At 60.9% G+C, this 12,936-nt stretch carries 13 protein-coding genes; 9 read left to right on the top strand and 4 right to left on the bottom strand.

Annotated features, from left to right (window positions below; genetic code table 11):
- Positions 1 to 55: 55 nt before the first annotated feature.
- The gene (locus BOP93_RS12210; protein WP_104502821.1) at positions 56 to 580 is read left to right on the top strand and encodes a hypothetical protein; all 525 of its coding nucleotides are present in this window, start codon (positions 56 to 58) and stop codon (positions 578 to 580) included.
- Between the two features lie 61 nt (positions 581 to 641).
- Here BOP93_RS12210 and BOP93_RS27420 read toward each other — a convergent pair whose 3' ends face one another.
- Together BOP93_RS27420 and BOP93_RS12205 are read right to left on the bottom strand one after the other, a co-directional pair.
- Complete coding sequence (locus tag BOP93_RS27420) at positions 642 to 1,025, bottom strand: hypothetical protein (RefSeq protein ID WP_157943496.1); 384 nt, start codon at positions 1,023 to 1,025, stop codon at positions 642 to 644.
- A gap of 272 nt (positions 1,026 to 1,297) precedes the next feature.
- Complete coding sequence (locus BOP93_RS12205) at positions 1,298 to 2,320, bottom strand: AraC family transcriptional regulator (protein ID WP_104502820.1); 1,023 nt, start codon at positions 2,318 to 2,320, stop codon at positions 1,298 to 1,300.
- Between the two features lie 168 nt (positions 2,321 to 2,488).
- Between BOP93_RS12205 and efeU the strand changes: the two genes are divergently transcribed.
- From efeU to efeO (BOP93_RS12185), 4 genes are read left to right on the top strand one after another with little or no spacing between them, the layout of a single operon-like run.
- The gene (gene efeU / locus BOP93_RS12200; RefSeq protein ID WP_104502819.1) at positions 2,489 to 3,334 is read left to right on the top strand and encodes an iron uptake transporter permease EfeU; all 846 of its coding nucleotides are present in this window, start codon (positions 2,489 to 2,491) and stop codon (positions 3,332 to 3,334) included.
- Positions 3,335 to 3,344: 10 nt separating this feature from the next.
- On the top strand, positions 3,345 to 4,547 hold the full coding sequence (gene efeO / locus BOP93_RS12195) for an iron uptake system protein EfeO (protein ID WP_104502818.1): 1,203 nt from the start codon (positions 3,345 to 3,347) through the stop codon (positions 4,545 to 4,547).
- Between the two features lie 13 nt (positions 4,548 to 4,560).
- A complete protein-coding gene (gene efeB, locus BOP93_RS12190) occupies positions 4,561 to 5,865 on the top strand; it encodes an iron uptake transporter deferrochelatase/peroxidase subunit (protein ID WP_104502817.1) in 1,305 nt (434 codons plus the stop codon).
- 26 nt (positions 5,866 to 5,891) lie between these two features.
- Positions 5,892 to 6,710 carry an iron uptake system protein EfeO gene (gene efeO, locus BOP93_RS12185; RefSeq protein ID WP_065884616.1) on the top strand — a complete coding sequence of 273 codons (819 nt, stop codon included), beginning with the start codon at positions 5,892 to 5,894 and terminating at the stop codon, positions 6,708 to 6,710.
- Between the two features lie 83 nt (positions 6,711 to 6,793).
- Here efeO (BOP93_RS12185) and pssA read toward each other — a convergent pair whose 3' ends face one another.
- Positions 6,794 to 8,137 carry a CDP-diacylglycerol--serine O-phosphatidyltransferase gene (gene pssA, locus BOP93_RS12180; RefSeq protein ID WP_104502816.1) on the bottom strand — a complete coding sequence of 448 codons (1,344 nt, stop codon included), beginning with the start codon at positions 8,135 to 8,137 and terminating at the stop codon, positions 6,794 to 6,796.
- A gap of 124 nt (positions 8,138 to 8,261) precedes the next feature.
- On the opposite strand from pssA, the gene BOP93_RS12175 reads away from it, so the two are divergent.
- Together BOP93_RS12175 and BOP93_RS12170 are read left to right on the top strand one after the other, a co-directional pair.
- Entirely contained in the window at positions 8,262 to 8,825 is a 564-nt protein-coding gene (locus BOP93_RS12175; protein ID WP_104502815.1) for a TetR/AcrR family transcriptional regulator, read from the top strand.
- Between the two features lie 52 nt (positions 8,826 to 8,877).
- A complete protein-coding gene (locus tag BOP93_RS12170; protein ID WP_104502814.1) occupies positions 8,878 to 9,357 on the top strand; it encodes a DUF1348 family protein in 480 nt (159 codons plus the stop codon).
- On the opposite strand, the gene BOP93_RS12165 is transcribed toward BOP93_RS12170, so the two are convergent.
- The gene (locus tag BOP93_RS12165) at positions 9,327 to 10,154 is read right to left on the bottom strand and encodes an AraC family transcriptional regulator (RefSeq protein ID WP_104502813.1); all 828 of its coding nucleotides are present in this window, start codon (positions 10,152 to 10,154) and stop codon (positions 9,327 to 9,329) included. The two genes, BOP93_RS12170 and BOP93_RS12165, sit on opposite strands and share 31 nt — an antisense overlap.
- Positions 10,155 to 10,340: 186 nt before the next feature.
- Between BOP93_RS12165 and BOP93_RS12160 the strand changes: the two genes are divergently transcribed.
- Entirely contained in the window at positions 10,341 to 11,966 is a 1,626-nt protein-coding gene (locus BOP93_RS12160) for an APC family permease (protein WP_104502812.1), read from the top strand.
- Positions 11,967 to 11,977: 11 nt separating this feature from the next.
- Positions 11,978 to 12,904, top strand: coding sequence for a 4-hydroxyproline epimerase (locus BOP93_RS12155; RefSeq protein WP_104502811.1), 927 nt, complete (start codon positions 11,978 to 11,980; stop codon positions 12,902 to 12,904).
- Positions 12,905 to 12,936 lie beyond the last annotated feature (32 nt).

The following is a 12,936-nucleotide window of genomic DNA, read 5'->3' as shown; positions in this document are numbered from 1 at the left end:
TCATTCAAAAGAGGTCGATAACCGGACGTACCCTTCATCCTATAAGGAGACGAACATGGACATGAGAGTGACAATACCTAATGTACTTTCCAAACAGACGGATGCGGTCGTCATCAAGAACCCGGAAAAGGTCACGAATGCGTTCACCATTACGGAGGAGTCAAACGCCGTTGACGAACTGCGAATGTGGCAGCAAGACGAACTGGCGGATTTGAAAGCGTTTTTGAAGAAGTATGATATGACGTCTATCAGCACCGATGAGCTTAAGCAGGTGGGGCGGCGGTTGTTCGATAGTAAAGTAATCGATGAGCAGGCTTTCCTGATTTTCATATCCGGAGATGGCGCCTCTGACGCCACCGGCCGACAAACGAACACGCATGTGAAATTCAATGCAATTGCGCTGTTTGACGAAAAGCTGGAGGACTACCTTGCATTTGTAAAAAGCAACCCGGACGTAGGGCGCTCACAGGGCATTCCGGAATATATACAGGGCATGTTTGACGCCAATCGTGCCATTAATGCCCTGGCGTATTTCGCAAACTCGTCAAAACATGATTTGTCGGTGGAGGAGCGGGCCTGATGATGAAGCATCAGGAAGGTAGCAGCGTGCCAGCGCTCTGACACACTGCTATCACTGCCGCCTAGCGTCCGTATCTGACAGTTCCTGAAAAGACCTTCGAGCCGGTATCAGGATTGTGCGCCCTGACTCGATATGTACCCAGAGGCCCCAGCCAAGACACACTAGGAGACAAAGGATTGGCCGCAACCTTCGTCCAAGAGGAGCCGACTTCACGCTCGATGGATATCTGGGGAGCTCTCCCCGCACCCGCCGCTGAAATCATTGCCTCAATATTCGCATTAGAACATCCATTATTGCCCGTTATTGCGAACGGCCCATGTACGGTAACTTCAGTTTCCGGCTCTACTGTTCCGCTAAAACTCTCCGAGATATTCAAGCACAGTGCCGACGCCTGAACCGAGGCCAGCATCAACGCGGCAAAGGGTAACGCAACGAAACGATTCATAAGTTCACCATCAAGTTATTGATTGGAGACGTAACATATGAAGGTCATCACACCACGCTTTAATGGGTATCCAGCAAAACCCTCACAGTTAATAACGCGACCCGTACGGCCTGAATCGTCCGACTTCATCCATCTACCGAGTAGGATCACGGTTAAAACTGTGCACGATTTTTTATTCCGGATATGCCAGCCGCTTCCTAAAAACAATAAGGAAGGCTCTGTCATACCCAAGTGAAAGAAACTGTAAGTTGCTTCCTAGTCCCGCACCGGCGCTACATTCCAGGCGTTATCTCATTCAGAATCAAACTCCGATAATGCCCCGGATTCGACCCCGACCATTTACGGAACGCCTTATAGAAAGAACTGGCATCGGCAAACCCCAGTCGCTCGGCAATCTGGGCGAAGCTGATCTGCGGCTCAGCCAGCCACACAATCGCCAACTCCTTGCGCACGCTGTCCTTGAGGCCCTGATAGGTCTGCCCTTCTTCTGCCAAGCGGCGGCGCAGGGTGGACGCGGAGATGCACAGGGTGGCGGCAAGGCCGTCCGTCTCCGGCCAGGTGTGCGGGGGCATATGGCGCAGGTCATGCTTGATGCGGCTGGCCAAGCTTTGCGGGTCGCGGTATTTGACCAGGATATTGGCTGGCGCCTGGCCGAGAAAGCGTTGCAGTTCCTGCGGCGTACGCTTGATCGACAAGTCCAGGCACTCGGCCGAAAAGATCATACGGGTGCGTGGGCGATCAAAACGCAGGTTGTCGGAAAACATCACCTGGTAATCATCACAAAAATCCGGGCGGGCGCAGCGCAGTTCGATGGCCAGGATCGGAATGCGCCGTCCGGCCAGCCAGCAGGCAACGCCGTGCACGATCATCCAATAGGTGAAATAGGTGAACGCGCGCTTGGACTCATCGGGTTCGAGCAGGACGATCTCCGCCAGGCTCTGTTGACGCACCAACTGGGCAGGCATGCGCTCGAGCATCAGCGACAGAAAACCCAAACCGGTTTCCAGGCCGGCCATCAGGCTCGGTTGTGCCATGGCGGCGCGGCACAGAAACGCCAGGCTGCCGCTTTTGAGCTTGCGCGGGTCCATGCCAAAAAACTCGTCATCCCTGCGCCGCGCCAGCAAACGCCACAGGCGCGCATAGGCCGTGGCCGGGACACGGGCATTGGGCTGCTCAAGCAACGCAGGATCAATCCCGACTTTGCTCAATGCCTCGACAGTGGCCGCACCAGGCGCACAGCTTTGCAGCAAGGCTTCGCGCACAAGGTGGATGGAGATGGTGTCTTTTTCCGACATGGGATGTTGAGTTATCCGACTGCAAACCAGGTGGCCTGCATCATAAGGGCGGTTGCGCTTCGCCACCACCGTTCAGCCGAGGTTCAGCAAAGGTCAATATTTCTTGTTTAGCAATGAGTATCATTATGTTACAACTTAGCTTCCTATCTAGTTACGCCGTGGTGCCCGATGCTCGTTCCTTTTTTAATCATGCTGCGCGAAGGCATTGAGGCGGCGTTGATCGTTGGCATCATCGCCAGTTACCTGCAACAGACCGGGCGCGGCCAGTGGATGCCCGCCGTGTGGATCGGTGTATTTCTCGCCGCTGCCCTGTCCTTGCTGGTGGGCGGTGGGCTGGAACTGGTCAGCGCCGAATTCCCGCAGAAACAGCAGGAATTGTTCGAAGGCATCGTCGGACTGGTCGCGGTGGGCATCCTCAGTTCCATGGTGTTCTGGATGCGCAAGGTGGCGCGCTCCATCAAGCACTCGCTGCATGAGTCCCTTGACCATGCCTTGGCCGGCTCCCGGCATCAAGTGTTTGCGCTGATCGCCATGGTGTTTTTCGCGGTGGCGCGCGAAGGCCTGGAGACGGTGTTCTTTCTGCTCGCCGTGTTCCAGCAGAGCGAAGGCCCCGGCGCGCCGATGGGCGCCCTGCTCGGCCTGATCCTCGCGATTGTCGTGGGCTTTTTGATCTATTCCGGCAGCATGCGCCTGAACCTCGGCGCGTTTTTCCGCTGGACCGGGCTGTTCATTCTCGTGGTGGCGGCCGGCATTCTCGCCAACTCGGTGCAGGCCCTTCATGAAGCGGGCGTGTGGAATCACCTGCAAACCGTGCTGTTCGATTTCAGCGCCTCGCTGCCGATGGACAGCCCGCTCGGCTCAGTGCTCGCCGGTATGTTCGGCTATCAGGAAGCACCGACCGTCAGCACGCTCGGCGCTTATCTGATCTACCTGGTGGTGGCGCTGGTGATGTTCTTCCTGCCCGCGCCGTCCGCCAAGCCTGTCACGCCCACTTCTTCCGTCTCCAGCCAGTAAGGACCGTCCCTTGTCCAGCCCAACTCCTCAACCGGCCCCGCCGTCCCGCGCGCTGCGCTGGGCCCTGGCCGGCTCAGTGGTGGTGATGATCGCCGCCGCCGGCCTGTTCTATTACGCCTCGCAGTTGGCTGCCGGCAAGCGCCAGGCCAACCACAATGAAATCGCGGTGACCATCCACGGCCACGCCTGCGAGCCCAACGCTCTGACGGTGCCGGCCGGGCGCGCGAGCTTTCGCATCATCAACCGCTCCGATCGCGCAGTGGAATGGGAAATTCTCGACGGCGTGCTGGTCGTCGAAGAGCGGGAGAATATTGCCCCAGGCTTGAGCCAGGTGATCAACGCCAACCTGCTGCCCGGCGACTACGCCATCACGTGCGGCCTGCTGAGTAACCCGCGCGGCACCTTGCATGTGACGCCCACGGCTGAATCCGACGCCCAGGCCAAGGCCAAGCCGTCGATGGTGGCGTTTATAGGGCCGCTGTCGGAGTTCCGCGTGTACCTGAGCGGCCAAGGCAGTGCACTGGTCAAGGCTGTGACGGCGTTGCAGCAGGCAATCGATGCCGGCGACCTCGCCCAGGCCCAGGCCTTGTATGTACCCGCCCGCGAAGCCTACCAACGCCTGGCACCAGCCTCGCAACGTTTGGCCGAGCTGGACAACGCGATCAACGCCCGCGCCGACTACTTCGAAAAACGCGAGCAGGACCCGGCCTTCAGCGGCTTCCACCGCCTGGAATACAGCCTGTTCCAGCAGCGCAGCCTCGATGGCCTGGCGCCCGTTGCGCAGCGTTTGGTCGACGACGTCACCACGCTCAAGCAACAGCTGCTCGCGCAATCGCTGCCGCCGGAGCAACTGGTGAACATTGTGGTGCGCAACCTCAATAGCCTCGCCGATGTCCGTGCCGCCAGCGGTGAAGAAGAACGCTACAGCCATATCGACCTCAACGGTTTCGCCGCCAACCTGCAGGTGGCGCACAAAGTGGTCGACCTGATGCGCCCACTGTTGACCCAGTCGGCGGCCGACCTGCTGCCGACCATCGACAGCGCACTGGCGCAAATGGATGCCGAACTGGCCGGCTTCAAGGTCGGCAGCCGCTACAGCACGTACGACAGCGTCACGGCGGATCAGCGCAAGCAGATCGCCGACAAGGCCAAGGCACTGGCCGCCGCACTCGATGGAATCGACCCCGCCCTCGGCCTTTCCGGCCTGCAGTGAGACGAACGCACACATGAGTGATCCACAGCAATTCAACCTTCAGCGTCGCCGTGTCCTGCTCGGCATGGCGGCCACCGGCGCGGCCATTGCCGGCAGCACCCTGACCTGCCCGGCCATGGCTGCGGCCGCCGAACAAGTCACCACCGCGCCGCGCAGCGACAAGACCCAGGACCACCACGCGTTCTTCGGCCGGCACCAGAGCGGTATCGTCACCCCGCGCCCGGCCTGCGGCATGGTGGTGGCATTCGATGTGCTGGCCGGCGACCGCGAAGACCTGGAACGTCTGTTTCGTACCTTGAACGAGCGCATCGCGTTCCTGATGAGCGGCGGCACCGTGCCGCAGGTCGACCCGAAACTGCCGCCCACCGACTCCGGCATCCTCGGCCCGGTGGTCACCCCGGATAACCTGACCATCACGGTGTCCGTCGGCGAGTCATTGTTCGATGAGCGCTTCGGCCTCGCTGCAGCCAAACCCAAGCGCCTGATTCGCATGGTCGGCTTTCCCAACGATGCTCTGGAACCGGCACAGTGTCACGGCGACCTCAGCCTGCAGTTCAGCTCCAATACACCGGACACCAATATCCACGCCCTGCGCGACATCGTGAAGAACCTGCCGGACCTGTTGCTGGTGCGCTGGAAACAGGAAGGCAGCGTACCGCCCCAGGCGCCGGCCAAACCCGGCGAGCCTGCGCAAAGTGCGCGCAATTTCCTGGGTTTTCGTGACGGCTCGGCCAACCCCGACTCCAACGACGCCAAGGCCATGGACCGCATCGTCTGGGTCCAGCCCGGCAGCGACGAACCGGCCTGGGCCGCCCATGGCAGCTACCAGGCGGTGCGCATCATCCGCAACTTCGTCGAACGCTGGGACCGTACCCCGCTGCAGGAACAGGAAAGCATCATTGGCCGCGTCAAAACCACCGGCGCGCCGATGGGAGGCGACAAAGAGTCCCAAGTGCCCGATTACAGCAAGGACCCGGAAGGCAAGTTGACCAAGCTCGATGCCCACATCCGCCTGGCCAACCCGCGCACGCCCCAGACCCAGGCCAACCTGATCCTGCGCCGGCCGTTCAACTACTCCAACGGCGTGAATAAAAACGGTCAACTGGACATGGGGCTGCTGTTCATCTGCTACCAGGCTGACCTGGAGAAAGGCTTTATCAGCGTGCAGACCCGGCTCAATGGCGAGCCCCTGGAGGAATACCTCAAGCCGGTCGGCGGCGGTTATTTCTTCACCCTGCCGGGCGTCACGGGCGCTGAGGACTTCATCGGGCGCTCGCTGCTCGCGGCAACGCCCCTTCAAACTACTGCCAAAACCTAAAACAAACTCAGAGCGGATACCGTCCCATGAAAAAGTCGACCCTCGCGTTGTCGTTGCTGATCACCCTTTCGCCACTGGCCGCGTTCGCCGCCACGGCACCACTTGACCTGGTAGGGCCGGTGTCCGACTACAAGATCTACGTCACCGAAGAGATCGGTGAACTGGTCACCCAGACCCAGGCCTTCACCGCCGCCGTGAAAAAAGGCGACCTGGCCACCGCGAAAAAACTCTACGCGCCGACGCGGGTGCACTATGAGTCCATCGAACCGATTGCCGAGCTGTTCAGCGACCTCGACGCCTCCATCGACTCACGGGTCGACGACCACGAAAAAGGCGTAAAGGCCGAAGACTTCACCGGCTTTCACCGCATCGAATACAGCCTGTTTTCCGAGAACACCACCCAGGGCCTCGACGCCCTCACCGACAAGCTCAACAGCGACGTGCTGGACCTCAAGACCCGCGTGGACGGCCTGACCTTCCCACCGGAAAAAGTCGTCGGCGGTGCCGCAGCGCTGCTTGAAGAAGTGGCCGCCACCAAGATCTCCGGCGAAGAAGACCGCTACAGCCACACCGACCTGTATGACTTCCAGGGCAATATCGACGGCGCGAAGAAAATCGTTGACCTGTTCCGTGGCCAGATCGAAAAGCAAGACAAGGCATTCCTGGCCAAGGTTGACAAGAACTTTGCCACCGTGGACAAGATCCTCGCCAAGTACAAGACCCCGGACGGCGGGTTTCAGACCTACGACAAGGTCAAGGATAACGACCGCAAGGCCCTGGTGGGTCCGGTCAACACCCTGGCCGAAGACCTGTCGATGCTGCGCGGCAAGTTGGGCCTGAACTAATCGGGCCTGAGCCAGGCCGCCCGCGCAAAAAAAACACCCAGGCCCCGTCGGGAGCCTGGGTGTTTTTTATGGGCCGGGTGAGTTTACAGAATCCGGTACAGCAACCGCTCGATACGCACCCTGCTCACCCGCCGCAGGAACTTGCCCACCGCCGCCGGATAATCCACCAGCGTCTGCAATTGCTGGTAACCGGCAATGCGCGTGGCGTGCTGGAAAATATGCGCCAGCTCCTGCGCTCGCGGCGCCAACCATTCGCCCTTGGGATCGTCGATCAGCAAGGCGTTTTCCAGGTCGAGCCGAAAAGCCCTGGGGTTGAGGTTGTTGCCGGTCAGCAAGGTGTAACGCTCGTCGACCCACATGCCCTTGAGGTGGTAGCTGTGGTCACCGTCACGCCACAGGTGCAGGTTCAACTGGCCGCTGTCGATCATCGGCTGGTGGCGCTTGGCAAAGCGACGCAGGCTGATCTCATACAGATAAGGCAAGGCTGCGATCACCTTGAAAGGTTCGCTGGGCGGAATGTAGAAGTCGTTGGCGGTCTTGTCGCCGACGATGATGTCGATCTTCACGCCGCGCGCCAGAGCCCGGTTGATCTCTCGAGTCACCGGCAGCGGCAGGTTGAAATACGGCGTGCAGATCGTCAGTTGCTGCTGGGCACTGGCGATCAGTTCCAGGATCACCCGGCTGAGCGGGTTGTTCTTGCCCACACCGAGCAGCGGGCTGACCTGCAAGTGCCCGTTGGGCAACTGCCCGGCGCTGGTGTCATACGTCGCATGCTTGAGGCGGCTGCGCAGGTCACCGATGTCGTTGCGCAGGCTGCGGGTGGTGGGCGGGTTGGGCAGGTCGAGGCGATGCACCGCCTTGGACGCCACCAGGCCATGCTCCACCAGGTGCTGCATGGAATCGGCCAGCGGCTGGCTATGGATCAGGTGATAACGGTCGAAGCGGTACTTGTCGAACTTGTGCAGGTACACATTGTTCAGGCTGGCGCCGCTGTACAACACCGTGTCGTCGATCACAAAGCCCTTGAGGTGCAATACGCCGAACAACTCGCGGGTTTGCACCGGCACGCCGTACACCGGCACTTCAGTGGCATGGCTCTGGGTCATGGCCTGGTACCAGGCGCTGTTGCCCGGCTGCTTGCCCGCGCCAATCAGCCCACGCTGGGCGCGCAGCCAGTCGACCATCACCACGATGTCCAACTCCGGCCGTGCGGCCTTGGCGGCGTGCAGTGCGTCGTAGATCTCCTGTCCCGCTTCATCCTGCTGCAAGTACAACGCAACAATGTAGATGCGCCGCGTGGCCTGGGGGATTTTCTCCAGCAGGCAGCGCCGATAGGCATCGGCGCCGGACAGCACCTCGATGGCATCGGTGGACAGTGGGAAACCGCGCAGTTTAGGCAACAGGGAGCGTTTGAAGAACGACGGCATAAGGCTCGCAAAGGGTCGAATCCGAAGAGGCCCAAAGCTTACACCATGAGGATGCTCAGGTCTCGTCAGGGCGAACCGAAAAAGCCCCTTGACCAAGAAGAACGATCGTTCTACTGTCCAGGACATGAACCATCTGACCTCTAACGAAACACGCGATGTTATTCTCGACGTTACCGAGAAGCTGATTTATCGCCATGGCATCGCGGCCACCGGTATGGACTTGTTGGTGAAAACCGCCGGCGTCTCGAGGAAAAGCATCTACCGTTATTTCGCCAACAAGGATGAACTGGTGATTGCCGCCCTGCAGCGCCGCGATGAACGCTGGATGCACTGGCTGCGCACGCAAGTGGAGCGCAGCGACGACAGCGGTGAGCGTCTGCTGACGCTGTTCAGCGCGTTGAACAGCTGGTTCGGCTCGGCGGATTTCCGCGGCTGCGCCTTTATCAATACCAGTGGTGAGACCGGCAACGCGCAGGCCCCGGTACGCCTGCTGGCCAAGGCACACAAGCAAAGACTGTTCGAGTACGTACTCGAACTGTGTCACGCACATGGCACCCCCGACCCGGAGCGGCAAGCCGCACGACTGCTGATCCTGATCGATGGCGCTATTACCGTCGCCCTGGTGATGGGTGATTCAACCGCTGCCGATAATGCGCAGGATATGGCGCGAATATTATTGGCACTTTGAACCCCACCCTTGGCAACTTTCGATCCGCTCTACTGTTTTCAGGAGTTGCTCTATGTCCACTGACGCAGCAGTACGCCCGCCCCTGCCGCCCTTTAACCGCGAATCGGCCATCGAAAAAGTGCGCCTGGCCGAAGACGGCTGGAATTCCCGCGACCCGCACCGGGTTTCACTGGCGTATACGCTGGACACCCAATGGCGCAATCGCGCCGAGTTTGTCCACAACCGCGAACAAGCCAAGGGTTTTCTCACGCGTAAATGGGCCAGGGAACTGGACTATCGACTGATCAAGGAGTTATGGGCGTTCACCGACAATCGCATTGCCGTGCGCTATGCCTATGAATGGCACGATGACTCCGGCAACTGGTTTCGCTCGTACGGTAATGAGAATTGGGAGTTCGATGGGTACGGCCTGATGGCCCGCCGGTTTGCGTGCATCAACGATCTGCCGATCAAGGAAAGCGAGCGCAAGTTCCACTGGCCATTGGGGCGGCGTCCGGATGATCACCCGGGGTTATCCGAGCTGGGCCTGTAAGCCTGTGTTCGGGCGCACCGAGCCTGAGCGAGGTGCCGTTGCGTAGCCTGCCGGTATTGCCTGGGCGTGAAACCTGTCGACGCCTTGAACTGGCGGGTGAACGCGCTGTGGTCGGTGTAGCCGCACTGCAATGCCACATCGGTAATCGGCAGTTCGGTATGCAGCAATCGATGGGCATGTTCCAGCCGCACCTTCTGAATCATTTGTCGGGGCGTGAGGTGGAATACGCGCTTGCAGTAACGTTCCAACTGCGCCACGGAGATGCCGGCAATGCGCGTCAGCTCCCCGAGGGTGACACGGCGGTTGAAGTGGGCGCGGATATGCTCGTCCACTGCCGCCAGGCGCTGGTAGGCGGGGTGGGTCTGGCTGGCCGATTGCAAGTCTAGCGAGATGCCGGCCAGGCCGATGATCGCACCGCCGTCATTATACAGCGGCCATTTGTGCGTGAGGCACCAGCCCGGTTCGCGGCTGCCGTAAAGGTGAAGCTCAAGCTGGTCTTCCAGCACCAGACCCTGTTGCAGCACCCGCCGGTCCTGCTCGGTATAGCCCGGTCCCAGTTGCGCCGGGAACACTTCGGCGCTGGTCTTGCCCAGCAGTGGTTGCAGGTGCCGCAGGCCGCAGCGCTGTACCAAAGTGCGGTTGGCGAGCACGTAGCGGGCCTCGATGTCCTTGATGAAAATCGCGGCGTTGGGGATCACGTCCAGCAACGGCAAGAGCTGCGCCGCGCCTGTCAGCAACTGCTCGATGCTGTGGGGACGACTGCCCTGCAAGAGACTTGCAAACACGTGCTGCACCATGACTTCATCGCCCGTTTCTGACCTCGACGCCGAGCAGATTGCCCCAGGCCCGACACACTGTCGAGCGCTGAAAACTGTGCTCAATTCGTCATCTATCCCGACGCAAACCATCAATCGCCGCCCGCTCATGGGGTTCACGATAGCGCCACTGCATGCCTATCCAATAACTCACAAGAAGGCGCCGCTATGTCAGGCCAAGGTAAGTTCAAGAAACAGCTGTCACTGATGGACCTCACCTTTATCGGGCTGGGCGCCATCTTCGGTTCGGGTTGGTTGTTCGCCGCCAGTCATGTCTCTGCAATCGCCGGTCCCGCCGGGATAATCTCCTGGCTGATCGGCGGGTTCGCGGTGCTGCTGTTGGGCATCGTCTACTGTGAACTCGGCGCCGCCCTGCCCCGCGCCGGTGGCGTGGTGCGTTACCCGGTGTATTCCCATGGCCCGCTGCTGGGCTACCTGATGGGCTTTATCACACTGATCGCGTTTTCCAGCCTGGTGGCGATCGAGGTGGTCGCCTCGCGCCAATACGCTGCGGCGTGGTTTCCCGAATTGACCAAGGCCGGCTCCAGCAACCCCACGCCCCTGGGCTGGCTGGTGCAGTTCGCGCTGTTGTGCCTGTTCTTTGTCCTCAACTACCGCAGCGTGAAGACCTTCGCCATCGCCAATAACTTGGTGAGCGTGTTCAAGTTCATCGTGCCGCTGCTGGTGATCGGTGTGCTGTTCACCTTCTTCAAACCGGCCAACTTGCAGATGCATGGTTTTGCGCCATTCGGGCTGTCGGGGATCGAGATGGCGGTGTCAGCCGGCGGGGTGATCTTTGCCTATCTGGGGCTGACGCCGATCATTTCGGTGGCCAGCGAAGTGAAGAACCCGCAACGTACCATCCCGATTGCGTTGATTCTTTCGGTACTGCTGTCGACCACGATCTACGTGCTGCTGCAAACCGCCTTCCTGGGTGGCGTGCCCACGGACATGCTCGCCGATGGCTGGACGGGGATCAGCAAGGAATTGGCGTTGCCCTATCGCGATATCGCCCTGGCACTCGGCGTGGGCTGGCTGGCCTACCTGGTAGTGGCCGATGCGGTGATCTCCCCGAGCGGCTGCGGCAATATTTATATGAACGCCACCCCGCGCGTGGTGTATGGCTGGGCGCAGACTGGCACCTTTTTCAAGATCTTCACCCATATCGATGAAAAGTCCGGCATCCCACGCCCGGCCTTGTGGCTGACCTTTGGCCTGTCGGTATTCTGGACCCTGCCGTTCCCGTCCTGGGAAGCGCTGATCAACGTGGTCTCGGCCGCACTCATCCTGAGTTACGCGGTGGCCCCGGTCACCGTCGCCGCGCTGCGCCGCACGGCCCCACAGTTGGCGCGCCCGTTCCGGGTCAAGGGCATGGCGGTACTTGGCCCACTGTCGTTCATCATCGCCGCGCTGATTGTGTACTGGTCGGGCTGGAGCACGGTGTCCTGGTTGCTCGGCCTGCAGATCCTGATGTTCGCGGTGTACCTGCTGTGCGCACGCTGGGTGCCCACCGCGCACGTGAATCTCAAGCAACAAGTGCGCTCGTCGGCCTGGCTGATCGGGTTCTATGCGCTGACCATCCTGCTCTCCAAGCTCGGCAGTTTCGGCGGCATCGGCCTTATCAGCCATCCATTCGACACCGTCGTCGTGGCGGTCTGCGCCCTGGGCATCTACTACTGGGGCGCCGCCACCGGCGTACCGGCCCATCTGGTGCGCCTGGAAAGCGAAGACGATGAAAGTGAAGTCGTCCGTGACGATCACTACAACTCCCCATTGTCTCCGGCCACCCACTGATGGAGCCTTGCATGAAACGCCTGCACGTTATCGACTCCCACACCGGCGGCGAACCCACGCGCCTGATCATGAATGGCTTCCCCACACTGGCCGGCGCCACCATCGGCGATCAGCTTGACGACCTGCGCAGCCACCACGATCAATGGCGCCGCGCCTGCCTGCTGGAACCCCGCGGCAACGACGTGCTGGTGGGGGCGCTGTACTGCGCGCCGGTCACCCCGGGCGCGACCTGTGGCGTGATCTTCTTCAACAACGCCGGCTACCTCGGCATGTGCGGCCACGGCACGATCGGCCTGGTTGCTTCGCTGCACTACCTGGGGCTGATCGAACCGGGCGTGCATACCCTCGACACACCGGTCGGCCCGGTGGCGGCCACGCTGCACGCCGACGGCGCGGTGACCCTGCGCAACGTCCCCGCCTATCGCTATCGCCGGCACGTCACGGTGCAGGTGCCCGACCATGGCGCGGTGGCGGGTGATATTGCCTGGGGCGGCAACTGGTTTTTCCTGGTGTCCGATCACGGCCAGGCGCTGCAGATGAACAATGTCGACGCCCTCACCGACTACACCTGGGCCATGCTCAAGGCGCTTGAAGCCCAAGGCATCCACGGCGAAGACGGGGCGCTGATCGACCACATCGAACTGTTCGCCGATGACGCCAAGGCCGACAGCCGCAACTTCGTGATGTGCCCCGGCAAGGCCTATGACCGCTCGCCCTGCGGCACCGGCACCAGCGCCAAGCTCGCCTGCCTGGCGGCCGACGGCAAACTCGGCCCCGGTGAGCCCTGGGTCCAGGCCAGCATCACCGGCAGCCAATTCCAGGCCCGCTACGAATGGGACGGCGAGCGCGTACGCCCGTTCATCACCGGCCGCGCCCACATGACCGCCGACAGCATCTTGCTGATCGACGAGCAGGACCCGTTTGCCTGGGGCATCTGAGCCCTTCCCCCTATTCAATACCAAGGAGTCAG

Origin of the sequence: Pseudomonas orientalis, assembly GCF_002934065.1 — a bacterium.
GTDB classification, from domain to species: domain Bacteria; phylum Pseudomonadota; class Gammaproteobacteria; order Pseudomonadales; family Pseudomonadaceae; genus Aquipseudomonas; species Aquipseudomonas orientalis_A.
Note: the sequence above shows the minus strand (reverse complement) of the source record. Positions and strands in the feature narration are given on the sequence as shown.